Source organism: Sediminibacterium sp. (assembly GCF_051860225.1).
Taxonomy (GTDB): domain Bacteria; phylum Bacteroidota; class Bacteroidia; order Chitinophagales; family Chitinophagaceae; genus Sediminibacterium.
Window position 1 is genome coordinate 636,732 of the sequence record NZ_JBHYEI010000001.1, and the last position, 25,482, is coordinate 662,213.

The 25,482-nt window shown below is 35.7% G+C and carries 25 protein-coding genes; 14 read left to right on the top strand and 11 right to left on the bottom strand.

The window, feature by feature from the left end; genetic code table 11:
* Positions 1–108: 108 nt before the first annotated feature.
* The 6 genes from ACTIEI_RS02700 (at position 109) to ACTIEI_RS02725 (ending at position 8,974) form a co-directional block, all read left to right on the top strand.
* Positions 109–828 carry a response regulator gene (locus tag ACTIEI_RS02700; protein WP_439504739.1) on the top strand — a complete coding sequence of 240 codons (720 nt, stop codon included), beginning with the start codon at positions 109–111 and terminating at the stop codon, positions 826–828.
* A gap of 115 nt (positions 829–943) precedes the next feature.
* Complete coding sequence (locus ACTIEI_RS02705; RefSeq protein ID WP_439504740.1) at positions 944–1,513, top strand: 1-acyl-sn-glycerol-3-phosphate acyltransferase; 570 nt, start codon at positions 944–946, stop codon at positions 1,511–1,513.
* Position 1,514: 1 nt separating this feature from the next.
* Positions 1,515–3,161 (top strand): AMP-binding protein, encoded by a 1,647-nt coding sequence (locus tag ACTIEI_RS02710; protein WP_439504741.1) that lies wholly within the window; start codon positions 1,515–1,517, stop codon positions 3,159–3,161.
* Positions 3,162–3,194: 33 nt separating this feature from the next.
* Positions 3,195–4,085, top strand: coding sequence for an OmpA family protein (locus ACTIEI_RS02715; RefSeq protein WP_439504742.1), 891 nt, complete (start codon positions 3,195–3,197; stop codon positions 4,083–4,085).
* A gap of 107 nt (positions 4,086–4,192) precedes the next feature.
* Positions 4,193–6,586, top strand: coding sequence for an ATP-binding protein (locus tag ACTIEI_RS02720; RefSeq protein ID WP_439504743.1), 2,394 nt, complete (start codon positions 4,193–4,195; stop codon positions 6,584–6,586).
* Between the two features lie 39 nt (positions 6,587–6,625).
* The gene (locus ACTIEI_RS02725) at positions 6,626–8,974 is read left to right on the top strand and encodes an ATP-dependent helicase (protein WP_439504744.1); all 2,349 of its coding nucleotides are present in this window, start codon (positions 6,626–6,628) and stop codon (positions 8,972–8,974) included.
* Here ACTIEI_RS02725 and ACTIEI_RS02730 read toward each other — a convergent pair.
* Entirely contained in the window at positions 8,971–10,206 is a 1,236-nt protein-coding gene (locus ACTIEI_RS02730) for a glycoside hydrolase family 5 protein (protein WP_439504745.1), read from the bottom strand. The two genes, ACTIEI_RS02725 and ACTIEI_RS02730, sit on opposite strands and share 4 nt — an antisense overlap.
* Before the next feature lie 193 nt (positions 10,207–10,399).
* Here ACTIEI_RS02730 and ACTIEI_RS02735 point away from each other — a divergent pair, with 193 nt between their 5' ends.
* The 3 genes from ACTIEI_RS02735 to ACTIEI_RS02745 are packed head-to-tail and all read left to right on the top strand — an operon-like array spanning position 10,400 to position 12,169.
* Positions 10,400–10,999, top strand: coding sequence for a NifU family protein (locus tag ACTIEI_RS02735; RefSeq protein ID WP_439504746.1), 600 nt, complete (start codon positions 10,400–10,402; stop codon positions 10,997–10,999).
* 8 nt (positions 11,000–11,007) lie between these two features.
* Positions 11,008–11,640, top strand: a complete 633-nt coding sequence (gene pnuC, locus ACTIEI_RS02740) for a nicotinamide riboside transporter PnuC (RefSeq protein WP_439504747.1) — start codon at positions 11,008–11,010, stop codon at positions 11,638–11,640.
* Positions 11,627–12,169, top strand: a complete 543-nt coding sequence (locus tag ACTIEI_RS02745; RefSeq protein ID WP_439504748.1) for an AAA family ATPase — start codon at positions 11,627–11,629, stop codon at positions 12,167–12,169. The genes pnuC and ACTIEI_RS02745 overlap by 14 nt, the downstream gene beginning before the upstream one ends.
* Here ACTIEI_RS02745 and mtgA read toward each other — a convergent pair.
* From mtgA to ACTIEI_RS02770, 5 genes are all read right to left on the bottom strand, one after another.
* Complete coding sequence (gene mtgA, locus ACTIEI_RS02750) at positions 12,166–12,864, bottom strand: monofunctional biosynthetic peptidoglycan transglycosylase (RefSeq protein ID WP_439504749.1); 699 nt, start codon at positions 12,862–12,864, stop codon at positions 12,166–12,168. The genes ACTIEI_RS02745 and mtgA overlap by 4 nt on opposite strands.
* 12 nt (positions 12,865–12,876) lie before the next feature.
* Entirely contained in the window at positions 12,877–13,533 is a 657-nt protein-coding gene (locus ACTIEI_RS02755) for a LysE family translocator (RefSeq protein ID WP_439504750.1), read from the bottom strand.
* Positions 13,534–13,584: 51 nt separating this feature from the next.
* On the bottom strand, positions 13,585–14,175 hold the full coding sequence (locus ACTIEI_RS02760; RefSeq protein WP_439504751.1) for a peptidylprolyl isomerase: 591 nt from the start codon (positions 14,173–14,175) through the stop codon (positions 13,585–13,587).
* Positions 14,176–14,237: 62 nt separating this feature from the next.
* Positions 14,238–15,761 carry a GH3 family domain-containing protein gene (locus ACTIEI_RS02765; protein WP_439504752.1) on the bottom strand — a complete coding sequence of 508 codons (1,524 nt, stop codon included), beginning with the start codon at positions 15,759–15,761 and terminating at the stop codon, positions 14,238–14,240.
* Between the two features lie 73 nt (positions 15,762–15,834).
* Positions 15,835–16,689 (bottom strand): glycosyltransferase family 2 protein, encoded by an 855-nt coding sequence (locus ACTIEI_RS02770; RefSeq protein ID WP_439504753.1) that lies wholly within the window; start codon positions 16,687–16,689, stop codon positions 15,835–15,837.
* A 42-nt stretch (positions 16,690–16,731) separates the two neighbouring features.
* On the opposite strand from ACTIEI_RS02770, the gene ACTIEI_RS02775 reads away from it, so the two are divergent.
* The 3 genes from ACTIEI_RS02775 to ACTIEI_RS02785 are packed head-to-tail and all read left to right on the top strand — an operon-like array spanning position 16,732 to position 20,021.
* Entirely contained in the window at positions 16,732–17,508 is a 777-nt protein-coding gene (locus tag ACTIEI_RS02775) for an inositol monophosphatase family protein (RefSeq protein WP_439504754.1), read from the top strand.
* 9 nt (positions 17,509–17,517) lie between these two features.
* Complete coding sequence (gene thiL, locus ACTIEI_RS02780; protein WP_439504755.1) at positions 17,518–18,549, top strand: thiamine-phosphate kinase; 1,032 nt, start codon at positions 17,518–17,520, stop codon at positions 18,547–18,549.
* 2 nt (positions 18,550–18,551) lie between these two features.
* Entirely contained in the window at positions 18,552–20,021 is a 1,470-nt protein-coding gene (locus ACTIEI_RS02785; protein WP_439504756.1) for a S41 family peptidase, read from the top strand.
* On the opposite strand, the gene ACTIEI_RS02790 is transcribed toward ACTIEI_RS02785, so the two are convergent.
* From ACTIEI_RS02790 to ACTIEI_RS02810, 5 genes are read right to left on the bottom strand one after another with little or no spacing between them, the layout of a single operon-like run.
* Positions 20,018–20,404, bottom strand: a complete 387-nt coding sequence (locus tag ACTIEI_RS02790) for a hypothetical protein (RefSeq protein WP_439504757.1) — start codon at positions 20,402–20,404, stop codon at positions 20,018–20,020. The two genes, ACTIEI_RS02785 and ACTIEI_RS02790, sit on opposite strands and share 4 nt — an antisense overlap.
* A gap of 32 nt (positions 20,405–20,436) precedes the next feature.
* A complete protein-coding gene (gene nagA / locus ACTIEI_RS02795) occupies positions 20,437–21,525 on the bottom strand; it encodes an N-acetylglucosamine-6-phosphate deacetylase (protein WP_439504758.1) in 1,089 nt (362 codons plus the stop codon).
* Positions 21,526–21,531: 6 nt separating this feature from the next.
* Positions 21,532–22,323 carry an amidohydrolase gene (locus ACTIEI_RS02800; protein ID WP_439504759.1) on the bottom strand — a complete coding sequence of 264 codons (792 nt, stop codon included), beginning with the start codon at positions 22,321–22,323 and terminating at the stop codon, positions 21,532–21,534.
* Positions 22,324–22,345: 22 nt separating this feature from the next.
* Positions 22,346–23,263, bottom strand: coding sequence for a lipid A-modifier LpxR family protein (locus ACTIEI_RS02805; RefSeq protein ID WP_439504760.1), 918 nt, complete (start codon positions 23,261–23,263; stop codon positions 22,346–22,348).
* Positions 23,260–23,700 (bottom strand): regulatory protein RecX, encoded by a 441-nt coding sequence (locus ACTIEI_RS02810; protein ID WP_439504761.1) that lies wholly within the window; start codon positions 23,698–23,700, stop codon positions 23,260–23,262. The genes ACTIEI_RS02805 and ACTIEI_RS02810 overlap by 4 nt, the downstream gene beginning before the upstream one ends.
* Before the next feature lie 126 nt (positions 23,701–23,826).
* Here ACTIEI_RS02810 and ACTIEI_RS02815 point away from each other — a divergent pair, with 126 nt between their 5' ends.
* Positions 23,827–24,246, top strand: a complete 420-nt coding sequence (locus ACTIEI_RS02815) for a response regulator (protein WP_439504762.1) — start codon at positions 23,827–23,829, stop codon at positions 24,244–24,246.
* Between the two features lie 69 nt (positions 24,247–24,315).
* Positions 24,316–25,431 carry a DNA polymerase III subunit beta gene (dnaN, locus tag ACTIEI_RS02820; RefSeq protein ID WP_439504763.1) on the top strand — a complete coding sequence of 372 codons (1,116 nt, stop codon included), beginning with the start codon at positions 24,316–24,318 and terminating at the stop codon, positions 25,429–25,431.
* The last annotated feature ends 51 nt before the right edge of the window (positions 25,432–25,482 follow it).

Sequence of the window (25,482 nt, forward strand, 5' to 3'; positions counted from 1 at the left end):
CAAATGGATATGTTTAATTTATTTTCAAAAATTTATTCATTTGGATAATTTTTACGCCCCCCTATACATATTGATAAATTATACTATTTTCAAGCTTTAGAAATATTTATGATAGCACTTGGTTTGGTGGAGGACAATGAACGGTACCGGAAATTGATTAAAAAAGAAATAAGTAAACTAAACGATTCTACCCTATTAATTGATGTAGTCAATGGTTATGAGTTACTGCTCAAACTGAACAGTGCTAAAAAGCTTCCAGATATTTTATTTTTAGATATCGAACTACCTAAAATAGACGGCTTACTTTTAACAAGTTATATATCGCAAGTGTATCCATCCATTAAAATGATTGGGGTTTCATCACATAGTAATAAAGCATTGGTTACAGAGGTCCTAAGTGAAGGTGCAACAAGTTTTATTAGCAAGCACTTTACTAGCCCAGATTCTGCAATATACAAACATACTTATGGGAATAGAAATTCCTTTAAAGAAGCGATTGATCAAACAATTTTAAATAATACCTATATAGACGATTTACTATTTAATAAAGGAAGAGAATTAATACTATCAACTTCAACAAATCAGCTAATTAAAAAAAAGTTTCCAGAAATTACCTCGATTCATAAGCAATTTCTGTTATTAAATGCAGCGGATTTAAGTTATCGAGAAATTGCTTTGGTCATGAATAAAAGTCTTCCTACTATTAAAAAATACCTTAGCTTCTTGCTTGATAAATTTGAAGTTAAAAACAAGGTAGAATTGGTTACTTTTTGTATTAAAAATGGCTTGGTGAAGCTTCCGTACTATTACGATCAATTTGTTAACTGATTATAAGATGACTAAACTTTATCTGAAATAGAAATAATTGCTGAAATGCGTTGCGTAAAACTTTATTTCCCCTTTTATTCATTTTTTTCTATCTTGATTTTCCCAATCGATTGCTATGCGTGTATGCTGGAACCTTTTTCTGCAACTGCAGGGATGGACTATTCGTGATGAATTTCCTTATCACCTGAAAAAGTGTGTTATTGCCGTAGGCCCTCATACCAGTGCTTGGGATTTTGTAGTGGGCTTAGCCGTAAGAAGTAAACTTAGACTGTACCATTTAAAGTTTTTAGGTAAGGCGGAATTATTTAAAGGGCGCTTTGGGTTCTTTTTTAGAAAAATGGGCGGGTTTCCTGTTGATCGATTTAGTAACAACAATGTGGTAGATCAAGTAGTAGAAAAATTTAATTCAAGTGATTCTTTTGTGTTGGCTTTATCTCCTGAAGGCACAAGAAAAAAAGTAGATAAACTCAGAACGGGTTTTTACCATATTGCTTATAAGGCAGGCGTACCAATTGTTCTAGCTGGTTTAGATTTTGGAAGAAAACAAATTACTTTCTCTAAGCCCTTTATGCCTACTGGGAATATAGATGCAGACTTACATTATATCGTACATTATTTTGCTGATAAAACGGGAAAAATACCTGAATTCGGTTTACAACATTTAGATCAAAAAGCCCCCAACTAATATGATAAACACCTATCCAACCATTATTGATCGTTTTTGCTACTTCGAAAAAAACCAACCTAATAAAATATTTTTGGCCGAACCTGTAAAAGAGATTTACCAAGAATTTACTTGGGATAAAGCTGGTAAAGAAATCAGATCAATGGCTTCCTGGTTACAGCAATCTGGTTTACAAAAAGGTGATAAAGTTGCCATACTAAGCAAAAACTGTGCACATTGGATCATGGCCGATTTAGCCATTAATATGGCTGGTATGGTTTCTGTTCCGCTATACCCCAATATTACCAGTAATGCGGTAAATGAAATTTTACTTCATAGCGAGGCTAAAACAATTTTTGTTGGAAAGCTTGATCATCCTGAATTAATCAGAATGGGCATTCCTGAAGAAATGACTCAAATCAGTTTTCCGTTTTATTTTAATGGAGGTTGTTTAAATTGGGATGATTTAGTTCGTTCAACTTCCCCCTTGACTGAACTAACACCGCTTGATCCAAAAGCCCTTTCTTGTATCATTTATACTTCGGGAACCACTGGTACGCCTAAAGGAGTGATGCACAACAATCACACTATGTCATTTGCTGTTTATTCCTTTTTAGAAAGTACGCCCCCTTTAAAAGATGAAGTTTTCTTCTCTTACTTACCACTTTGCCATGTGGCTGAAAGAATGTTGGTTGAATGTGGGGCTATTTTTACAGGAGGTTGTATTCATTTTGTAGAGACCATGGATTCTTTTTCGAAGAACCTTCAATATACACAACCAACTATTTTTCTTGCTGTTCCTAGAATCTGGGAAAAAATTAGAGAAGAAATCTTGCGCAAAATGCCTCAGCAAAAATTGAGTAGGTTATTGAAGATTCCCATCGTTTCAACCATAATTAAAAAAGCTATTCGCAAAAAATTAGGTCTTAGCAGGGTAAAGCATTTGTATACCGGTGCGTCGCCCATCAATCCAGTCGTATTAGACTGGTTTTACCAATTAGGAATGGAGATTCAGGAAGCTTATGGTATGACCGAAAACTCTGCATTGTCTCATTCTAATAGAAAAGGAGCTTGTAAGTTTGGAACAGTAGGTCAGTCATATCCAGGTGTGACCGTTAAATTAAGTGATCAAAATGAAGTGTTGGTGAAGAGTGAGGCTAATATGCTGGGTTACTATAAGGAACCTGTTTTGACAGCTGAAATGTTTGAGGAAGACTATTTAAAAACGGGGGATGAGGGCCAAGTTGATGCAGATGGATATTTAAAGATTACTGGAAGAATTAAGGACCAATTCAAAACCAGTAAGGGCAAGTATGTTGCTCCTGCTCCTATAGAATCAAAAGTATTATCCGATTCTATGATTGCACAAGCTTGTGTGGTGGGATGGGGAATGCCCGCTCCTTTACTTTTGTGCACTTTATCTGAACATGCAAGACAGTTGGCAGAAACCAATTTGCAAGAACACTTACACCAACTATTAGAGAAAATTAACAAAGAATTAGAGCACCATGAACAGTTGGCAAAACTGATTATTATGGCAGAAGAATGGACTATTCAAAACGGTATTTTAACACCTACACTCAAAATAAAACGAAAAGTTTTAGACGAAACATTTAAAGACCATTACAACAATTGGTACAACGAGTCGGTAAAAGTAGTTTTTGCATAACTTGCAGTTTATTATTAATAATAAGTTAGACCAATGAAAATGAAAATCTACACTTTTGCCGCTTTGGCTTCTTTTACCCTATTTGCTTGTGTTAGCCCGAAACAAATGAGACAGGCTGAAGCCAGATATGGCGAATTAAATGGTGCTTATGCAGAATTACAAGGAAAATATAGAAATTTAGAAGAAGAATTGAATAAATCTAAAAACCAGATTAGCAATCTTCAAACACAGAAACAATCTGCAGAAGCACTGTTAAATACAACCAATACACAGCTAGATTACGTAAAACAAACCAACAATGTGGTATTGAATCAACTAAAAGATTTATCTGTAGTTACAGGCGCTCAAGCAGAAAGTATTAGAAGGTCTTTAGAAAATATTGGTGCAAAAGACTTATACATCCAAGATTTACAAGGATCCATCGCCAGAAAAGATTCTTTGAATATGGCTTTAGTAATGAATCTTAAAGGGGTATTGGGTAATATTGACGATAAAGACGTAAATATCAAAGTAGACAAAGGTGTTGTTTATGTAGATATTTCTGACAAGTTGTTGTTTAAGAGCGGTAGCTACGATGTTACTGAAAGAGCTAAAGATGTTTTAGGGAAAGTTGCCAAAGTATTGAACGCACAACCTGATATTGAATTCTTGGTAGAAGGTCATACCGATTCAATTCCATTGATTAAAGGGGGAGGAATGATCGACAACTGGGATTTGAGCGTTAAAAGAGCTACGACCGTTGTAAGAATTTTACAAGAATCTTACGGAATGAATCCTAAAAGAATGACTGCTGCTGGTAGAGGAGAGTTTGTTCCTTTAACCGATAACACAACACCAGAAGGAAGAGCTGCAAATAGAAGAACTAGAATCGTTATTATCCCTCAATTAGATCAGTTCTTTAAACTGCTTGAAAGAAAAAAGTAAGTAACTAGCTTAAAAATATAAAATTAGAAACGCCAATCTTATTAAAATAAGGTTGGCGTTTTTTTTATATTAATATATATGTTAAATTCAATAGACAATGTGAATCCATGTTTTCCAATAAATCCCATTTTAATATCCGCTTTTGCATTCTACTATTGTTTTGTAATTGGGTATTGGGAGGAACAGCTCAAACCGCAAAAACACTAGTCCCGTTGGTAGAAAAGGGGGTTATTGATTTAAGAAAATCTAATCTTGACAAAGCATTTATTCCTATTAATGGCAATTGGGCTATTTATTGGGGGAAACTCTTAACTCATGCTGATAGTTCAACAACCCCAACAGGGTTTACCTATTTTCCTAAAAACTGGAATTACACAACTATTAATGGAAAATTACTTCCCACTCAAGGATTTGCTAGCTATACTGTTCGAGTTATTCTAGATAGTAAGCATCAACAAAATTTAGCCATTAAACTACCTGATACTTACTGTTCTTTTAATTTATTGGTAAATGGAAAACCATTTGCAAATGCAGGAGTACCAGGAACTACTAAAGAAACTACAAAAGAGCAATGGATAGAACAAGTTGTTGAGTTACCTGCTGAAGATACATTAGACTTAATACTACAAATAGCCAATTTCAGGCATTCTAAAGGCGGTCCTTATAAACCAATTTTAATTGGAAATAAAAAAATCCTTCAAGCAGATCAAGCTGCGGAAGACGCATTTGATCTTTTATTGGCAGGCGCTTTATTGATGGGTGGGCTATTTTTTATAGGATTATTTTATTTTGGTAAACACGATAAAGTCATTTTATTTTTCTCGCTTTTTTGTCTTGCCTACAGCTATCGAATTATTGGATCGGACAATTATATTTTACATAGTTTACTCTCTAATTTTCCCTGGATTATTGGCGTGCATTTAGAATACTTGAGCCTTTTTATTTGTTTACTTTTCTTCATGCTTTATACAAAGTACCTATTTCCTGAAGAAACCAACAATTGGTTGCTATACATTGAAGTAGGAATGGCTATTATCTTATGTTTAATAGTTCTCATTTTCCCCCCAAGTGTTTTTACGCAATTGATTAATCCTTTTCTGCTAGTAATGTTTAGCGTAATTGTTCATGTTTTTTACATATATATTCAAGCTTATATTAATAAGAAATTAGGTGCTAAATATGCCCTACTTAGTACTGCTATACTACTGGTGATTTTCTTTTTAATTAATCTTAAGTATTTTAACTTGGTTGAACCACCGAGATACGTTTTATTTTTTGGATATATCACGTTTTTCTTTTTGCAATCATTGGTGCTATCTTATCGATTTGCATTTATTTTAAAAGAAGCAAAAAAAGAAGCAGAGCAAGGACTCAAAGCAAAAAATGATTTTTTGAGTACTATGTCGCATGAAATTAGAACACCCCTTAATTCCATTTTAGGAATGACGAATATTATGCTCATGGAAAAACCCTCCGAAGAGCAAAAAGAGCAATTAAATGTATTATTATTTTCTGCTAATAATTTATTGAATATCGTAAACGATATTTTAGATTTTAATAAAATAGAAGCTGGAAAAATAGGATTTGAATCCATTGAAATGGACTTCAAGAATATAGCACAGAAGCTAATTACGGGGTTTGGGACTCTTGCAAAGGATAAAGGAATACAGTTAAAATTAAATATTGACCAACAAGTAAATACGAATTTAATTGGAGATCCTACTAGAATCAGTCAAGTGATTGGAAACCTGATTCACAATGCAATTAAATTTACCAAAAAGGGCTTTGTAGAATTGAGAATTAGTGTTGTAGATAAATTCGATTCAAATATTCGATTATTAATAGAAGTTGAAGACACCGGAATTGGTATTGCTGCTGAAAAACAACAAATGATTTTTGATCAGTTTACGCAAGCAGATACCAGTACCTCCCGAAATTTTGGTGGTACTGGTTTAGGTTTAGCAATAAGTAAACGACTGCTTGAATTGCAAGGAGCTAAACTTCAACTAAAAAGTGAACCTGAAAAAGGCTCGACTTTTTTCTTTGAAATTAATTTTCCAATTGCTGCACCTAAAAAGGAAGAATATCCTATTCAAAATCAAGCACCCTCCGAAGAAAGCAAACCTTTAAATGGTATATCCATCTTATTGGTGGAAGATAATGAAGTAAATATTTTAGTAGCCAAAACTTTTTTAACTAAATGGGGGGCTAAAGTAGATATTGCTCAAAACGGTCAAGAAGCTATTAATTTATTTAACTCAAACCTGCATCAGCTCATTTTAATGGATATGCATATGCCTATAATGGATGGTTATGAAGCTACTCGTATTTTAAGAGATCGAGGGGTTAAAACTCCGATCATTGCTTTAACAGCCAGTTTACCCAGAGAAATTGAAGATCGAATTAAAGAAACAGGTATAAATGATATTGTTGTAAAACCCTTTATTCCTTCAGAGTTGTTCAAAGTAATTCTTCATTATACAGGAATTCACCGTTTATAAAAGCTTCGCTTAGCCTATCTTGCAATCGAATTTATAGTTATGCAGGATTATTTGAACGGACTCAACGAGTCTCAACGGGAAGCAGTTACACATATTAAGGGGCCATTGATGATTGTGGCTGGTGCGGGCAGTGGAAAAACCAAAGTATTAACTACCAGAATTGCCCATTTAATGGCAAATGGAGTTGATGCATTTAATATTCTTGCACTAACTTTTACTAACAAGGCTGCAGCTGAAATGAAAGAAAGAATTGAAAAAATTCTAGGCAATGCTGAAGCAAGAAATTTATATGTAGGAACTTTCCATAGTGTATTCGCAAGAATTCTTAGGGCGGAAGCAGGTAAATTAGGCTATCCTAGCAATTTTACCATTTACGATACAGATGACAGTCGTTCTGTTTTAAAAACAGTCATCAACGAGTTGCATTTAGACGATAAGCATTATAAACCCAATATAGTTGGTAATCGAATTTCCTCAGCAAAAAACGCTTTAGTAGGTCCTGCTGAATACGCAACAGACTACGCTATTCAACAAGAAGATGCTCGTTCAAACAGGCCTGCTATTGCTCAAGTATATGCTGCATACGCAAAGCGTTGTTTTAAAAACGGTGCAATGGATTTTGATGATTTATTATTAAAAATGTATGAGCTACTAAATAATTTTCCAGAAGCCTTACATAAATACCAACACAAATTCAAATTTTTACTCATAGACGAGTACCAAGATACCAATCCAGTTCAGTATCAAATTAGTAAGCTACTCGCTGCTGCGCATGAAAATATTTGTGTGGTTGGTGATGATGCACAAAGTATTTACAGCTTCAGAGGGGCTACAATAGAAAATATTTTACAATTTCAGAAAGACTATGACGATGTAAAAGTGGTTAAGCTTGAACAAAACTACCGAAGTAGTCAACAAATTTTAAAAGTTGCCAACCAGGTCATTAAAAATAATAAAGGACAAATACCTAAAAATCTTTGGACTGAAAATGAAGAGGGTGAAAAGATCAAGTTAGTGAGAACTATGACTGATAATGAGGAGGGAAAATTTGTAGCTGACACCATTCAAGAACAAAAACTTCGTAATCATTATTTTAATAAAGACTTTGCTATCCTTTACCGAACGAATGCCCAGAGCCGTTCTTTTGAAGAAAGTTTGAGAAAGATGGGTATTGCTTATCGAATTTACGGAGGTGTAAGCTTTTATCAACGTAAAGAAATTAAAGATATTCTTGCCTATTTACGAGTAATTGTAAATACCAATGATGAAGAAGCATTAAAAAGAATTATTAATTATCCAGTTAGAGGAATTGGAAAAACTACCATCGAAAAATTAGTCATTATTGCCAATGAACAAAATATTCCGGTGTTCAATGTAGTCAGTAGGGCTGGAGAATTTGGTTTTAAGTCGGGTACTTTAGAAGCTTTGCAAAATTTCACTACGATGATCCGCTATTTTCAAAGTATGCTAACCGACAAAAATGCTTTTGATGTAGCAACTCAAGTGGGTAAACATACCAGTCTGGTTAAAGAGTTGTTTAATGATAAAACTACTGAAGGGTTAGCTCGTTATGAAAACGTTCAGGAATTATTCAACTCCATAAAAGAATGGACGGAAAGCCCGAGTAATGAAGATGGAGAGTTAGGTGACAAAACTTTGGGCTCTTACTTACAACAGATTACGCTGTTGACTGATGCAGATGACGACAAAGAAAATAGTGATGTGGTTAAATTAATGACCATTCATGCTGCTAAAGGATTAGAATTTGGTTGTGTATTTGTTGGTGGAGTAGAAGAAACCCTTTTCCCTAATTCAATGAGCATTAATACTCGTGAAGAATTAGAAGAAGAAAGAAGATTATTTTATGTAGCAGTAACCAGGGCTAAGCAAAGGCTTTGGCTTACTTATGCCAATTCAAGGTATCGTTTTGGTCAACTAGTTCAAAATGAACCAAGCCGTTTTATTGATGAAATGCCAGAGGAGTCTATTGACAAAAGCTATGCAGGCGGTGGTGCAAAAAATCATGCTGGATCACAGTGGGGTTCTGGCTTTGAAAGAATGCAAAGAGGATTTGGCAATTCTGCTCAACAAGCTAATCAAAAATATGGCCCTCCCCCTCCTAAAAAATCTGCTAATAGCAAACCAGAATATATGCCCATTCAGCCTCTTGCTCCAAAAGTAGTGGCACATATTCCTTCTGCTGATTTTGCCCCTAGCGATACTTCTGGTTTAGAGGTTGGACAAAAAGTAGAACACCAAAAATTTGGATTCGGTATTGTTAAAGCAATGGAGGGATCAGCACATAATCCAGTTGCTACTATTGATTTTGCTCAGAATGGTGAAAAGAAAATTATGCTGAATTATGCCAAACTAAGAATTGTTAACTAAGGGTTTCTGTATTTAGCCTCTCTGGTTACTTTTTCTCTTGTAGTTGATTTTAAAACTGGCTTGTACAGTCCCCCATTGGGTTCTGGCAATAACGTAGTGCCTGGTAAAAATAAAAAGAAACTCGGTGGATCAGAAGGCTCACTCAATGGTAGTGGGGGTTTAATTTTAGCATCAGTTGTTATTACATTTTTTTCTGTTTTTTGAATCGGTTGCTGCGCTATAACTGATCCACTCACATAAGATTGTAATGTTTTAATTTGCGGTCTTTCAATGCCAGCAAGTGGATAACTGCTTACAATATTTCCACTTAATTTTTTTCCTGAAGAACTGTAAACAGCTGCGATATTTTCTGTTTTGAGATACTGCAAAAATTTATCCATGATATTTAACCACCTAGCATCATTATCTGGAACGCCAAATTGCCCAACGATTCCTTTTTTATTATTTTGCTTTAACCACTGTGCAAAGGGCATTGCTCTCTGAATTCCTGTAGAATCCCATGCTTGGTTTTGATCGTATGAAAACAGGTATTTGCCAGAATAATCAAAATCAAAATAACAATGCGCATTATAGACCAACTTATCTTGAGGGTCTTTCAAATATTTTAATTGATCACTATAGTCGTACCATGTTTCAGGGGCTGCATAGTTGTTTCCAGAAATAATGATTCGGCTTCTTTTATCTGCTAATCTAATTGAATTGATAGCCCACTGTGCCGATGTTTGCCAATCAAATGCCTGCATATCATGGGGCTCGGCCATTAAGTTGTAGCCATAAATATTATCGTAACCAGCAAATGCATTGGCCAATTTATTCCAGCAATCTGCAAAATCTTGTCTACTAACTGCCAAAGAACCTACTATATACTCTACCCCATATTTTCGATACCTACCTGCATTATTCATGCAAAGTATTACTTGCATATTCCTTTTTGCAGCCCATGAAACTACTTTTCTTATTTCCCCTATTTCAACATAATCCAAATCGCCTCCAAGGCTTTTTTGAACCCGCTCCCATTTAAATGGTATGGTAATTAATCTGAAGCCTTTTTGATGATAATAAGTAATTTCTTCCTCTGTTGGATATTGATAATGTTCATTCAACACTCCGGGAAGCTGGTTTTCATTTATTTCAGCTCCTCCAAGCGTCATCCCCAAAATAAAAGCGTCATTTTGAGCAATCAGTGGTCTCGAATTGAATAAGAAGATGAATAATAGGATAATGATTCGCATGTAACTGTATATATACTACTTATCTAAATCTTGATAATGCATAACTGATAACGTAAAAAGCGCTCATTTATTGAGTTAACTTACGATATCCGAAAAATAAGGGGCAGTTAGGGGCTAAATCAGCTGAATGAACTTTACCTCCAACCGAATTGTTTTAAATTTGCAATTGATAACTTAAGTAAAATAGCATACTATGATTAAGACTGGCAACCCTATAATCAGCATTTATACAGAAATGACTCCTAATCCTGAGACAATGAAATTTGTGGCAAACAAATTATTGTACCCTGGAAAGAGCATCGATTTTGCTGACGAATCATTGGCTACACCATCGCCTTTGGCTAAAGAATTATTCAGCTTTCCCTTTATCAAAAGTGTATTCATAGCTAGCAATTTTATTACGCTTACCAAAACAATTGATACTGAAGATTGGCAAGATATTATTCCTACTATTAAAGAGTTTCTAAAACAATATTTAGAAAATGGGGGAATGGTAGTGAATGAGGAAGAAGTTGCCAAAGTAAAACAAGAAGCCAGCAATACCGTAAGTGCAGATGACGATGATATTGTAAAGCGTGTTAAAGAATTGTTGGAGAATTATGTTAAACCTGCCGTTGAAATGGATGGTGGCGCTATTCAATTTAAGAGCTACAATGATGGCGTTGTAAATTTAATGTTACAAGGTTCTTGCTCTGGTTGCCCATCTTCTATGATAACCTTAAAAGCAGGTATTGAAGGAATGATGAAGCGTATGATTCCAGAAGTTAAAGAAGTAGTAGCAGAAGCGGAATAAATAATCCCGTGCAACTATCCGAAATATACCAACAATTCTTGAGTGGATTGCAACAAACCAGTTTACTCGAATTTGTTGCAGTTTTTGCTGGAATTGCTAGCGTTTGGTACAGTAGAAAGGAAAATATTTTAGTCTATCCAATTGGCCTAATTAATACCACCATCTATATTTATCTAAGTTTAGAGGGACAACTATACGGGGAAGCCAGTGTAAACTTATACTACACTATTGTCAGTATTTATGGTTGGGTATGGTGGAGTAAAATCAATAAAAATACCCAAGAAGCTGCACTTAAAATTACACGAAGCAATGCTACTGAATGGTTGCAACAATTAGGGGTTTTTTCCGTTTTCTATTGCATACTTTTTTTCACCTTAACAAAGCTGAAAGCCAATTTTGCTCCTGAAGCTATTCCTTGGGCAGACGCATTTGCTAGTGCAACAGCCTACACTGGCATGTGGTTAATGGCTAGAAAAAAAGTAGAGAGCTGGTATTGGTGGATTGCTACCAATATTGCATCTATTCCTCTTTACTTTACGAAAGGTTATGTATTTACTAGTGTTCAATTTTTAGTACTTTTCGTTCTTGCAATTGCCGGTTTAATTAGCTGGCATAAAAAAGCCCAACATGAGCGCTATTAAAAAGATTGTTATCATAGGACCAGAAAGTACGGGTAAGAGTACTTTATGTAAAGCACTTGCACTTCATTATCAATCTGCCTGGTGCGAAGAATATGCAAGAGAATACTTATTACAAAATGGCACAAATTATACTCTAGCAGATTTATTGAAGGTTGCGAAAGGTCAGTTGAAGTTAGAAGAATTAGCTACCAAATCATTAGCAGAAAGCAATAAGACCCCAATCCTATTTATAGATACCGATATGTATGTGATGAAAGTTTGGAGCGAATATGTATTTGGTGAGTGTGATTTTTTTATTTTAGATGAAATCGTCAAAAGAAAATACGACGGTTATTTGCTGTGCAATATTGATTTGCCGTGGGTTAAAGATGAATTAAGAGAGTACCCCAACGAAAAACCTAGAAAGGAATTATTTGCTATTTATAAAGATATATTAATCAACCAAACTATTCCATGGACCCTTATTAGTGGTACTGATGCTGAACGAACTGAAGCGGCAATTAAAGCTGTTGACCGATTGTTGGTTTAACGCAACAAAGCTTGTACGTCTTCGTCACCTGCTAGATTATTCATTTGCTTTAAGATTTGCGGATAACGCCAACCAACCCTTCTGCTCATGGGCTTAACAGTAAATTTTTTAGGATTGGGCAAACAAGCTATAATCATGGCTGCTTCTGAACGTGTCAGCTTTGACGCATCTTTATTAAAATAATGATTAGCAGCAGCTTGAATCCCAAAAATGCCTGGACCCATTTCAATTACATTTAAATAGACTTCCAAGATGCGCTCTTTACCCCAAACCCATTCAATCAGTTTGGTAAAATAAAGTTCAGGCACTTTCCGAACAAACTTGGTAATTGATCCGCCCTGCCATAAAAATACATTCTTAGCAGTTTGTTGTGTAATGGTACTAGCTCCTCCTCCTAATGGTATTTTTGTTTTCTTTCCTTTTTTCTTGGGCTTCAAACTTTTCTCAATTGCATCCCAGTCAAATCCACTATGGTCTGGAAATGCTTGATCTTCGCTGGCTATTGCAGCGAGTTTTACATTATTGGAAATTTTATTCCAACTAATATAATCTCTTTTTAAGCCATAACTGAATGAATTCGATACTTGGGTAATTGTAATTGGAGGCATTAACCAAATACAAATGATGGTGTATAATAATGAGCTAAAAAAAAGAATAAGCAACCATTTGCCTATAAAACGCATAATCTTCCTCATATTGGAAAGATACTATTTTAACTTGTCTCCAAAATTGAGTACCCCCCAAATTAATGCAATACCAAATCCTATTAAAATAATCCCTGAAAGTTTATTGATATAATGCAAAATTTTGGGCGTTAAGCGCTCTCTTAACTTACCAGCCAAAGCCACTTTTGCAATATCAGAAAGTAACACGAAAATCAAGCAAGTAATGAAAACAATCCATTTATATTGGGTTGGATTAGGTGTGCTTGCTGCATCTCCTGTGATGGCTGCTGTCCATGCAAACCAAAAGAGAAATACTGCAGGATTAAGCATATTCATAAAATAGCCTGATAAAAAAATACCCGCTAAATCTCTTTTACGAAATTTTTTTATTTCAATTTTATTTTCTTCGTCTACTAATACTTTTTTAAAAAAGAAAGTATAAATCCCTACTCCTATTAAAAAAATGCTTCCTGCAATTGCAATAGTATTACTATGAGAAAGGGCAGTAGTAAAAAAAGAGGTAAATACATTACAAACCAGCACCAAACTAATATCACTTGCAGAAACACCTGCTACAAAACTGTATCCTGCTTTATGGCCATTAGCTAAACTCTGCTTGATGATAGCAAAAATAACAGGACCTACCGAAATACTCAGAATCAATCCTAAAACCAGTCCTTTCATCAATGGTGCAAGCATCCTTTTAACCTTTGTTTAGTCAGATTACAAAAATAGCTGATTAGTGCTATTTCAGCGGATAATTGTTGCGCTGAATATTTTATCTAAACCAGGAAAATATTGATTTAGGTATTTATTACCATGCAAATAAACTGAATCTTGATGCGGCAAAATTCGCTTTGCATATTGATCATTCAATCGAAAGAATGTATTCATTCCTGATACTACTTTACCAAAAGGTGGATATCCATGTACTCCTTCTCTTATAGTAGTATCAAGCGTAGGATTATCTTGCATATTGACAAATAATTGTGTGGTACGAGAATTTTTTTCGCTTCTTGCAAACGCCACCATGCCTTTTTTGTGTTTTTGAATGACTGGCTCGTCTTTTAATCTGGCTTTATCCCAAAAGATACTTTCTTTTGGGTTATCGGAAATACCAAACTGTACTACATAATCTTTCTCTACCCTGAAAATATAAATATTGGTATAAAAGCCTTTCTTCACTAAAGTATAAAATCGATCTACAGCTAGTGGGGCCCAAGAACGATTAGATTGAATGATAAAATCTCCTTTATTCGTTTTAAAAAGTACTTTGAATATTTTAGGTGCAGTTAAATCTTTATGGAAAAAATGCTTATTGGGGATTGTAGATTTCTGCACAAATAAAAATGAACAAAAAAATATTGTTGATAAAACAGAAAGGGCAAGGAATAGCTTTAGCCTCATTTATTTTTTTCTAAGAATTGATACCAATCATTTAACATAGTTCCTTTTAATACCCTCGGGAATTTATGTTGACCGCCAAGCTTTCCTTTACTCAACATAAAATTCAAAAAATCGTCTTCTTTTAACACAGTTAATTTCATTTCTTTCAAAGCGCTTTTTCTTTCTACCGCATAGTCATCATTCAGTTCGTTCAAGCACTCATCAATAAATTGTCCCAAGGTATTGCCGTCTATCTTATCATTACAAGCAACAAACCAATGATGTCCAAAGAAATTTCCCACTGGTACGCCTGCAACCGTAAACTCCGGAATACTAATATTGAATTTTTCAGATGCCATTTGAACGGCTTTGTTCATATTGTCTACACTCAAATGCTCTCCTACTAAACTTAAAAAATGTTTAGTTCTTCCTGTAATAATAATTTCAGATCTTTCTTTATCTACAAATCGAACGGTATCACCTATTAAATAGCGCCAAGTACCAGCTGTGGTACTGATTAATAAAGCATAATCCTTTCCTTCTTCTACTTCATGTAACATCAATGCTTCAGGATTACTTATCATTTCTCCATCGGATGTAAAATTGTGTTCATCAAATGGTACGAACTCTAAAAAAATATGTTCGTTGGTAACTAGTCGCATCCCTTTTGCATACTGCCTATCTTGGTACGCAATAAAACCTTCACTTGCCAAATAGGTTTCAATATAGGTGATGGGCTTACCCAGCATTTTTTCGAAGCCTTTTTTATATGGTTCAAAACTAACTCCGCCATGTACAAAAAAAGCGAGATTAGGCCATAGCTCATGAATATGATTTAGCTTGTAACGCTCTACAATTTGCTCTACACACATTTGAATCCAAGCTGGTACGCCAATTAAAAAGCCAATATCCCAGTCAGGCGCTTTCTCTACTATCTCCGCTATTTTTTTATTCCAATCTTTTTGCTTGGCTATTTTTTTACCCGGCTTATAAAATGGTTGAAACCAAAATGGTGCTTTTTTTGCAGTGATACCACTAAGGTCTCCTGCAAAATAACCAGGTCCTTTTTGTAATTCAGTACTACCCCCAAGTGTTAACCAACCCTTGCTTATAGAAGCAAAAGGGATGTTTTCATATTTTCCTAAACTAAGCAATTGCTTAATCATCACAATTTTATTCCCGCGCAACAAATCATTGGTGATTGGAATATATTTACTTGCAGACTCACTCGTTCCACTGCTTAATGCATAATATTTAATTTTTCCAGGCCAACAGATATCACTTTGTCCTTCAATGGTTTTATGCCACCACTCATTATATATTTTATTGTAATTAAATGTTGGAACAATTTCCTGAAACTTTTTACCGGGATGTTTACTCAACAATATTTCATCGAAACGGTATTGTTGGCCAAAGGAAGTAAACCTGGCTTTTTTCAATAGTTTCTTAAGCACCCGCAACTGGTCTCTTCTGAGATTGTTTTGTGGAAGCCTCAGTGCCTTTAATATTGCGTTCGGCAGTTTCAGATCAATTATCGGCATGCGTTCGTTTACGGTTAAGCTACGAAGCTAAACTAAATGAATTATATATAATATTTTGTGAAAAGGCTATTAGTTATTTTTTATTCCATTGAGCTATGAACCAAAATAGTCGGATACATTTTTGCAGCAACCATATTCCTAAAGCGCCTCCATACATTTTCGGGTATTTTTTTATGAAAATGATCATTGATCCATAAAAATGTGATAAATAGGATTGATCTTGTTTAGAGCTAGCTCCTTTGTAATGGGTAATGCTTAAATTCCCTAAGTAATGGTTTTCGAATCCTTGTTGAAGTACCCTTAAGCTGAGGTCTATATCCTCTCCATACATAAAAAAAGATTCATCAAAACCCTTCAATTTTTTAATTAATATAGCCGGCATCATCATGAATGCACCAGCTAAAACAGGAACCGAATGAATGGCATTTTTATCTAAATGGCCTAAAGCATAGCTGTTAAAAAAGCTAGAAGTAGGAAAAAAACTAGCTAAACCAATTAATTTAAACATTGAACTCAATAGCCCTGGTAGATTGCGTTTGCTTTCTGGTAAAAAACATCCATCCCCATCAAGCATTTGTACCCCAACAGCACCCACTTTGGGGTGTTTCAATAAATAGTCTACTGTCCGATAAAGCACATTAGATTGAATCTCAGTATCTGGATTTAAAAACAATATATATTTCCCAACTGCTTTTTTTAACGCTAAATTATTGGCCTTTGCAAATCCGATATTCTCTTTTAAACAAATCCACTGAACCCCAGGAAACTTTTCAGCCAACAATATTTGTTGGGCTTCTTCTGAATTATTATCTACTATAATGATCTCTGCATTTAACCCACTCAACGCCCTTGACACCGCCTGCAAGCAAGCATCCAAATAGGGATAAACCCGATAGTTAACAATGAGTATGGAAAGTTTGGTAGTCACAATATTGTTCCAAAGATGCAGAATCTGGGTTACTTTTGCGCCATGCTTAAACAAACCTTATTAAAAGCCACCGAAGCAGGGGCTGTTCAACTTCGACATTTTTTTAATGGAACATTTGCCATCAGCAATAAAGAAGGCATTAATAACCTAGTAACCGAAGCAGATCATGCAGCAGAGAAAGCCATCATGGATACTATTCAAGCTGAATTTCCTGATCATTTTATTTTGAGTGAAGAATCAGGTGAGTTAAAACAAGATTCTACTTATAAATGGATCATAGACCCTATTGACGGAACGGTCAATTTTGCCAACGGCATACCTATCTGCTGCGTGAGTATTGGAATTGAGAAGGATGGTAAAATGATTATGGGGGCGGTTTACAACCCTTTTATGAATGAATTTTACTTTGCGGAAAAAGGTGCGGGCGCTTTTTTAAACGATCAAAAGATTCAGGTAGGAAATAAAACATCTTTAATCAAGAGCTGTTTAGTAACTGGTTTCCCTTACACTTATTTAGATGCCCCCAATGGACCTTTACAGGTTTTTGAAAAACTAATCAGAAAAGGGGTGCCTGTAAGAAGATTGGGAAGTGCTGCAGTTGATTTATGCTGGGTTGCTGCTGGAAGATTTGATGGATTTTATGAACACAAATTGCAAGCCTGGGATAGTGCTGCTGGATTTTTAATGGTAGAAGAAGCTGGCGGAAAAGTAACAGATTTTAAAGGTGATTATTATTCTCCTTACCAACCACATATTATTGCCACCAATGGCCATATTCACGATGAATTAGTAGCTGTTGTAAACGGAGGACCTTTCTAAATAGATTCTATGGAACAAAGAACAGAAATAGCAGACTTAGGTGAGTTTGGATTAATTGAACATTTAACCAAAAATGCAGAAATTCAAAATGCTTCTACAATATTGGGAGTGGGAGATGATGCTGCGGTGATTGACCATTTTGGCAAACAAACCGTAGTTACCACCGACCTATTGTTAGAAGGAATTCATTTTGACTTGATGTATACTCCTTTAAAACATTTGGGCTACAAAGCAGTGGTAGTAAACCTCAGCGATATTTATGCAATGAATGCTACTCCCACTCAAATTACATTGAGTATTGGTATTAGCAATCGTTTTAGTGTAGAAGCATTAAATGAATTTTATGAGGGCGTTTATTTTGCTTGTGAAAAATATGGCGTTGATTTAATAGGGGGTGATACATCCTCTTCATTAAAGGGATTTGTAATATCTGTTACCGCTATTGGCGAAGTAGCTCCTGATCAATTTGTAAAAAGAAGTACTGCCCGCAAAGGAGATTTAATTTGTGTGAGTGGAGATGTGGGGGGCGCTTATTTGGGATTAACCTTGATGGAAAGAGAAAAAAAGATTTACCAAGAAAATCCAAATATTCAACCAGACTTAGAAGACGAGAGTTATATCGTCGGTAAATTATTGAAGCCTGAAGCTAGAAAAGACATCATTGAATTTTTTGCCAGCAACCAAATTGTTCCAACCTCTATGATGGATGTAAGCGATGGTATCAGTAGTGAAGTATTGCATATTTGTAAGCAATCTAATTTAGGTGCGCGGGTGTATGAAGAAAAATTACCTATTGCAGATGCTAGTAGAAAAGCTGCATTTAAGTTTGGCTTAGACCCAACCATTTGTGCATTAAATGGGGGAGAAGACTACGAATTGATTTTTACCATTGCTCAAGAAGACCACGATAAAATTGTACTAAACGAAGAAATCAGTGTGATTGGATATATCACCGATCTAGAAGAAGGGGTTAAGCTTTTAACAAAGGGAGGCAATCAATACGATTTGAAGGCGCAGGGTTGGAATGCTTTTAATTCATAAGCATGAAAAGCTTGCTGGTATTAGTTTTTAGTATTTTACTAATGGGTGAGTTGAACGCCCAGAAAGCATATAGTGCTTTACCGAAGTATGCACCAAGCGCTTTAAAAGAAGATGCGGATATATTAAAAAAAACATTAGAAGCCAATCATCCAAGTTTATATTGGTATACTTCTAAACAGCAATTAGACAGTGCTTATGAAGTAATGATGAATAGTATCAATGATTCTTTAAATGAAATTGAATATAAAAACAAGCTTGCTACATGGGTAGCACTGATAAAATGTGGACATACTACTACTCAATATTCAAAACGGTTCATCAAAGAATTGCCCAAGAACCGATATCCGCGATTTCCTTTACAAATCAAATTTTGGGAAGACAGTGCAGTTGTTTTAAGTAATGGTTATTTTCAAGATTCCATGATACGTCGCGGAACAATCGTACAAAGTATAAATAATAAACCCATTGCATATTACAGAGACAGCTTATTCAAACAAATAGCTTTAGATGGAAATGCCTCTAATCATCAATATCAGACACTGAGTAGCATTTTTCCAGATGGCTATAAACAAGTATTTGGAATAGACAGTACTTACCTAATTGGATATATTAATGAAGCGGGAAAACCAGATACCATTTCATTAGGCAATTTTGCCCCTATTCCAAGAGATACGGGCATCAATAAACCTAGACCAATTATAAATCAAACTACTTTAAGCAAAAGACAACTGCGTTTATTATCGCTTCGTTCACTTAGTATTGATACCATAACCCGTAGTGCTTATTTTAGACTGACAACCTTTAGTAAAGGAAACTTAAAAACTTTTTTTAGACGCAGTTTTAAAACATTGAAGAAGGAAAATATTCAACACTTAATTCTAGATCTTCGAGAAAATGGTGGAGGTAGAATTAGTAATAGTATTGCACTCACTAAATACTTAAAACAAACTCCATTTAAAATCGCTGATTCTGTTATAGCAATCAGTAGAAAATTTAAACACGGAAAATATATTCAATCTAGCTGGATGTATTGGTTGGCAATGAACTTGGGAGCGAGCAAAGCTGCTGATGGATCCATTCACTACAAAAGATTTGAAGAGCACAATTATCAACCCAGAAATCGTTTTGCATTTAAGGGAAACGCTTATTTAGTGCAAGGGGGATATACATTTTCCGCAGCTACCATGGTAATAGGTGCTTTAAAAGGTCAGGAGAATATCTTAGTGATAGGCGAAGAATCAGGGGGAGGACAGTATGGTAATTCTGCAATGCATATTCCCCAAATTATCTTACCCAATACTAAGTTACGGGTTAGACTGCCATTGTATAGAATGGTCATTAATCAGCGCCTACCAAAAGGTAGGGGCATTGAACCAGACATAAAAATACCGCCATCTTCGTATGCAATCCGTATGGGATTTGATCCAAAAATGGCGGCCATTCAAGCGTTGATTAAAAGCAAAAACAATTAGTGTTTTTCTCCTGGCTTACACTTTTCTTTTATTTCATGAAACACATCGTGTGTAGCAGTGATTAAAGTGGTTAATTCTTTATCAGATTTTTTAGCTTTTACTGCCGCTTCTACTGCAGTACATTTTGCTACCAATTGTTTTAAGATAGGCTTTGCAACTTTTGCATCATAACCTGCTGGCACTGCACCTGATTCCCAAGCTTTTGCCTTAGCAACTAAGTCTGTAATATTTGCTTTCAATGGCTTTAAATTACCTTCTTCTGCAGGATGGAAGGTTTTGCTCATCACACCGTGGAAATCTTCCATTTGTTTCCAACTTGCTTCCTGTGCATTTGCGCTAAAACCAACGATTGCGGCAAAAGCCAATACCAATAATTTTTTCATGTTGTTCAATTTTTTATGTTGATAAAATTAGTTCATTCAACAGAATGTATCAATGCTAAATCCTTATTTAACCCAATCCAATGCGCTTTTTGGCCAGCCTTTAACATTCCAGTAATAGCCATTTGTTTGATGACTTGTGCAGGATACAAGGAACACATTCGAATAGCTTCTCCCAATTCAATACCACAATGCTGATGAAGATTTTGTAGACAGGTTAACATGGTTAAAGCCGATCCGCTTAAGATACCGTTTGATTCGTATTTATCTCCACTCAATTGATGAGGGTAGGCTCCTGAAACAGTTTCGGTTACCGCATCAGTGATAGCAAACAAACGATTTCCCATTTGTTTTTTAGCAATTTGAATGGCTTCAAAATTCACATGATATCCATCAGGCACAATACTACAATACACTGTGGGATGATTAAATATAGCCCCTACCATTCCGGGCTCTCGGTGTTGCAAAGCGCTCATAGCGTTGTACAAATGAGTAGCGGTGCTAATCCCATTGTTAAAAGCTTTTGTAGCAGTTGCATAATCTGCATTACTATGACCTGCAGAAACTACCACACCGTATGACTGTATTAAATCAACAATTTCTTTATCACAAATTTCAGGCGCAAGGGTAATCATGGTGATGATTCCTTTTCCGTACTCCAATAAATCCCTCACTTGATTGGCAGTAGGCTGGTAAATAAATTCACTTAAATGTGCTCCCCTTTTAATTGGATTAATCCAAGGACCCTCTACGTGTAAGCCAATGCAACGATTGTTGGGCAATTGTTTAAATGCCCTTACCGCATCAATGCAAGCATAAATGACTTCATTGCTATTGGTAGCTACGGTGGGCTGAAACCAAGCTGCACCGCCATTTATGCAGTAGTCCTTTAATAATTGTAAAGCTTCTACCGTTGGATAAACACTTAGCAATTGACCCCCTGCTCCATAAATTTGTAAATCAATCAATGCTGGAATTAGTATTGGCACTTGTTGAGTGGCGGTCTCTTTAAGCGAAACAATAGGTTGTATGGATTCAATGATGCCATAATTCAAGACCAAAGCGTGGTTTAATAACCAATCTGTTCCTGTAAACAATTCATCCGCTGCTATAATTTGTTTCATAATTACTTAAGTATGATAGATATTAAATTGGTCGGCATCTTTCCAAAATGGAAAACGCTGGCGAATATCTTGTAAATGTTGTGGATCTAAAATATGGGTACTAATGGCTTCTTCATGAGCACAGTGATAAACCACTTGGCCTAGAGGGTCTATAAGCATAGTATCGCCGCTATGGTTGATTCCATTAGCATCTTCACCGACTCTATTAACCCCAATAACATAACATTGATTTTCGATGGCTCTTGCGGTAAGCAATGTTTTCCATGCATGACTTCTACGCTCTGGCCAATTGGCTACATACACTAATAAATCATATTCTGGAGCAGCCTGCACTTGTTGTCTGGCCCATACAGGAAAACGCAAGTCGTAACAAATTTGCAAATTGATTTTCCATCCATTTACCGATGCAATCAATCGCTTATTACCTGATGCATAAAACTGATTTTCTCCTGCAAATGCAAACAAGTGTCTTTTATTATAATGCGCTACTGTTCCATTGGGTAATACCCATAATAATCGATTGTAAAATTGTCCTTCTTCTTCAATTATTACTGATGCTGTGAGAATAATTTTTTGTTGTGCAGCCATTGTCTTCATCCATTGAACCGTATCGCCCTCCATGGTTTCAGCTAGTTGGGCGGGATTCATACTAAACCCAGTGCTAAACATTTCAGGAAGAATAACCAATTGACCTGGAGCGGTTTGCGATTGAATTTTTTGGGTGAATTGAGCCAGATTTGCTGCTTTATTTTCCCAAACTAAATTGCTTTGAATAAGGGTTACCGACAATGGATGCATATACCAGTTTTAAACCAGCAAGTTAGTTGATTCGGTATTGCAATTGCAATCCTATATAGCGGTGTCTGTTTAATTGAATAGTGGTTTCTCTACTTTGGTGAACCAACTCCATTTGTGCAGCCCATCTTCCTTCAGAATAGGCTAATCCAATGGTGTTTTGAAATACCAGGGTTTTAGGATGGAGCGTAACCGCCGAATCAGCAGCCGTTTTACTTCCCCCAGAAATAGTAGCATTATATCCTTGTGCAGTGATTTTGGGATTCCAATAAATATAAAATTCTTTGTTGGGCATTCCTTTCTTTTCAATGGCTGCATTCCATAATTGACTGCTTTGATTGCTATTAAAAAGACCGTAAAGCATTTTAGTACCTAAGGCTGCGTTTATAAAAGCAGTTCCTAATTGAGCGCCTCCCCAACCCATCCATTTAAACTTATCCGTGGCTAGTAGGGTGTATGCATAAACTGCCCCTGTATTCAAAACCAATTGATTGCTAATTTGATACCGCCAACCTAAAAAAGGCGCATATTGTAACCAGCGGTGGTAGGTATTTTGTAATGCCTCTCCCCCAGAAGCAGGGCCAATTATACCAAGTGTTCCGTTTAATTGTAAAACAGATTTTTCGTTGTTAAACCAACTACGGGTATATTGGATATAGGTATAGCCAGCATAAGGTCGATCAATATCTGCAGGGGTTCTAGTGGTTCTTTTAAGTGGGGTAAATATTTGTTGGCCTAATTCAAAACGATGCACCCGTTTGATTTTTTTCTTGGACTCATCGGCATAGGCTAAATGTAAAAAGATACCATTGCTGTAATAGGCGTCATTAAGTTTTAATAAATAAGCATCGTTCTCAGTGGTAAAACCGATTTGTTGCGCATTGGAAGCTATGCCCCAAAAACAGGTAAAAAATAGGTAAAGAATAAATTGTTGGTTTTTCATTTTTCAGCTCTGAATTTTTTCAAAATGCTTTGAACCAAGCTAGGCTCAAAACCTCTTTGCTGTAAGAAAGCGGTTGTTTTGACCGTTCGGTTAATATATTGTTCATTTTTAAGGGCATTCCATTTAGTGGTTATCAATTTTTCTGCAATAGAAAGGTACTCTTCTTCTGAAATTTCTTTCATTGCTTTTTTGATATTGTATTCACTTACACGTTTTTGTTTTAAAGCATAGGTGATTTTAACTTTTCCCCATTGTTTTTGCCTGAAATGCCCTCTAACAAAAGCTTTTGCATAACGCTCTTCGTTTAAATAGTCCTCTTCAATTAACCTGGAGAGTAACATTTCGACGGTTGGTTTTCCCAATTTTAAACTGTACAATTTCTCCTTCACTTCTTGGTGACACCGGTCTTGGTATCCACAATAGTGTTTAAGCTTCATGTATGCTTTTTCAATAGTAGAGGTTGGGTCGGTTGAAAACAACTGTTAGTATTTTTAAGTAAAGTAATTATATTTGTTTCAGGACCCCAAATATCCCCTATGATAAAAGCAAAGTCCGAATAAAACATGGCCGTAACCCAATACAATGTTTGTTTGATAGACGATGATAAAATCTATCAGTTCACTTCTAGAAAGATTCTCGAGTCTACTGGACTTGCCAAGAATATTTTGACTTTTTTTAATGGGAGTGAAGCTATTGGTTTTATTAAAGAATCAGTGGAAAAGGGGCAGCAAGGGTTACCAGATGTTATTTTCTTAGACATCAATATGCCAATCATGAATGGATGGCAGTTTCTAGATGAATACCATAAAATAATCGATCAGTTTAAAAAGCCCATCTACATTTACATGGTAAGTTCCTCGGTAGATGATAGCGATATTCAAAGATCTAAAGAATATAGCGGCGTTACTGACTATATTATAAAGCCCATCAATAAGGTAAAATACCAAGAGCTGATAGAAAGGCTCAAGTTCTATAATGGCTAGATTTTGGGTGTAAATTGCTTGTGAAATATCATCCCTTTACAGTAAGTTTGTCCTGATTAAAATGATCATATGAAATTTATCGTTTCTTCCTCTTCGTTGTTAAAACATTTGCAGCAAATTAGTGGTGTTATTAATGCCAATACGGTATTGCCTATTTTAGAAGATTTTTTGTTTGAAATAGAAGATAAAAAATTGAATGTGGTAGCTACCGACTTAGAAACGGTGATGCGCGTTCAAATGGAAGTTGAAAGCAAAGCGAATGGTCGTGTATGTATTCCTGCTAAAATCTTAATGGACTCTTTGAAGAATATAGCTGATCAACCGTTAACTTTTACCATCGACAAAAATTTCGCAGTTGAAATCACTAGCGACAACGGTAAGTACAAAGTAATGGGTGAGAATCCAGATAATTTTCCAAAAGAACCATCAGCCGATGACACCACCAGCTTTAATATGCACAGCAGTGCTTTATTAACAGCCATTAATAAAACTTTGTTTGCAGTAAGTGGAGACGATTTAAGACCAGCCATGACAGGGGTATTTTTTGAGTTGAGCAAAGACGGGGTACAGTTTGTTGCCACCGATGCACATCGTTTGGTTCGTTACAAGCGCACCGATACCCATGCTACCAAAACAGATTCCTTCATTGTGCCTAAGAAGCCATTGAATTTATTGAAGAATGCATTACCAGATAACGAAGACGATTTAACCATTAGCTATAACAGCAACCATTTGTTTGTGAAGCATGGTTCAACTCATATGATTTGCCGTTTAATTGATGCAAGGTTCCCTGATTATAAAGTGGTAATACCGGCAGACAATCCATACAAATTAATTGTAAATAAATCCTCTTTTCAAAATGCATTGCGTCGTGTAAATGTATTCTCTAACAAAAGCACCAATCAAGTTGCATTGAATATTACCGGTTCAGAATTGCAAATGGCTGCACAAGACGTAGACTTCAGCTTTGAAGGAAACGAACGCATGAGCTGTCAATACGATGGAGAAGATTTACAAATTGCTTTCAATGCGCGTTTCTTAATTGAAATGCTCAACGCAGCAGACACCGATGATGTTAAGATGGAATTGTCTACCCCAACCAAAGCTGGTTTAATTAAACCAACCGAGCAAGGCGAAGGCGAAGACTTATTGATGTTGGTGATGCCGTTGATGTTGAATAACTAATCAACTACTTCCATTATACTAGAACCCTGCAATTTTATTGTGGGGTTTTTT

What these genes read in the sequence shown, in the direction of transcription:
- ACTIEI_RS02710 (WP_439504741.1), top strand. Translation starts at nt 1,515, where the DNA reads ATGATAAACACCTATCCAACCATTATTGATCGTTTTTGCTACTTCGAA.
- ACTIEI_RS02720 (WP_439504743.1), top strand. Translation starts at nt 4,193, where the DNA reads ATGTTTTCCAATAAATCCCATTTTAATATCCGCTTTTGCATTCTACTA.
- ACTIEI_RS02800 (WP_439504759.1), bottom strand. Translation starts at nt 22,323, where the DNA reads ATGCATCCATTGTCGGTAACCCTTATTCAAAGCAATTTAGTTTGGGAA.
- ACTIEI_RS02790 (WP_439504757.1), bottom strand. Translation starts at nt 20,404, where the DNA reads ATGAAAAAATTATTGGTATTGGCTTTTGCCGCAATCGTTGGTTTTAGC.
- ACTIEI_RS02815 (WP_439504762.1), top strand. Translation starts at nt 23,827, where the DNA reads ATGGCCGTAACCCAATACAATGTTTGTTTGATAGACGATGATAAAATC.
- ACTIEI_RS02785 (WP_439504756.1), top strand. Translation starts at nt 18,552, where the DNA reads ATGAAAAGCTTGCTGGTATTAGTTTTTAGTATTTTACTAATGGGTGAG.
- ACTIEI_RS02805 (WP_439504760.1), bottom strand. Translation starts at nt 23,263, where the DNA reads ATGAAAAACCAACAATTTATTCTTTACCTATTTTTTACCTGTTTTTGG.
- ACTIEI_RS02705 (WP_439504740.1), top strand. Translation starts at nt 944, where the DNA reads ATGCGTGTATGCTGGAACCTTTTTCTGCAACTGCAGGGATGGACTATT.
- nagA (WP_439504758.1), bottom strand. Translation starts at nt 21,525, where the DNA reads ATGAAACAAATTATAGCAGCGGATGAATTGTTTACAGGAACAGATTGG.
- thiL (WP_439504755.1), top strand. Translation starts at nt 17,518, where the DNA reads ATGGAACAAAGAACAGAAATAGCAGACTTAGGTGAGTTTGGATTAATT.
- ACTIEI_RS02775 (WP_439504754.1), top strand. Translation starts at nt 16,732, where the DNA reads ATGCTTAAACAAACCTTATTAAAAGCCACCGAAGCAGGGGCTGTTCAA.
- ACTIEI_RS02725 (WP_439504744.1), top strand. Translation starts at nt 6,626, where the DNA reads ATGCAGGATTATTTGAACGGACTCAACGAGTCTCAACGGGAAGCAGTT.
- ACTIEI_RS02745 (WP_439504748.1), top strand. Translation starts at nt 11,627, where the DNA reads ATGAGCGCTATTAAAAAGATTGTTATCATAGGACCAGAAAGTACGGGT.
- ACTIEI_RS02765 (WP_439504752.1), bottom strand. Translation starts at nt 15,761, where the DNA reads ATGCCGATAATTGATCTGAAACTGCCGAACGCAATATTAAAGGCACTG.
- ACTIEI_RS02715 (WP_439504742.1), top strand. Translation starts at nt 3,195, where the DNA reads ATGAAAATGAAAATCTACACTTTTGCCGCTTTGGCTTCTTTTACCCTA.
- ACTIEI_RS02810 (WP_439504761.1), bottom strand. Translation starts at nt 23,700, where the DNA reads ATGAAGCTTAAACACTATTGTGGATACCAAGACCGGTGTCACCAAGAA.
- ACTIEI_RS02730 (WP_439504745.1), bottom strand. Translation starts at nt 10,206, where the DNA reads ATGCGAATCATTATCCTATTATTCATCTTCTTATTCAATTCGAGACCA.
- ACTIEI_RS02755 (WP_439504750.1), bottom strand. Translation starts at nt 13,533, where the DNA reads ATGCTTGCACCATTGATGAAAGGACTGGTTTTAGGATTGATTCTGAGT.
- dnaN (WP_439504763.1), top strand. Translation starts at nt 24,316, where the DNA reads ATGAAATTTATCGTTTCTTCCTCTTCGTTGTTAAAACATTTGCAGCAA.
- ACTIEI_RS02735 (WP_439504746.1), top strand. Translation starts at nt 10,400, where the DNA reads ATGATTAAGACTGGCAACCCTATAATCAGCATTTATACAGAAATGACT.
- mtgA (WP_439504749.1), bottom strand. Translation starts at nt 12,864, where the DNA reads ATGAGGAAGATTATGCGTTTTATAGGCAAATGGTTGCTTATTCTTTTT.
- ACTIEI_RS02700 (WP_439504739.1), top strand. Translation starts at nt 109, where the DNA reads ATGATAGCACTTGGTTTGGTGGAGGACAATGAACGGTACCGGAAATTG.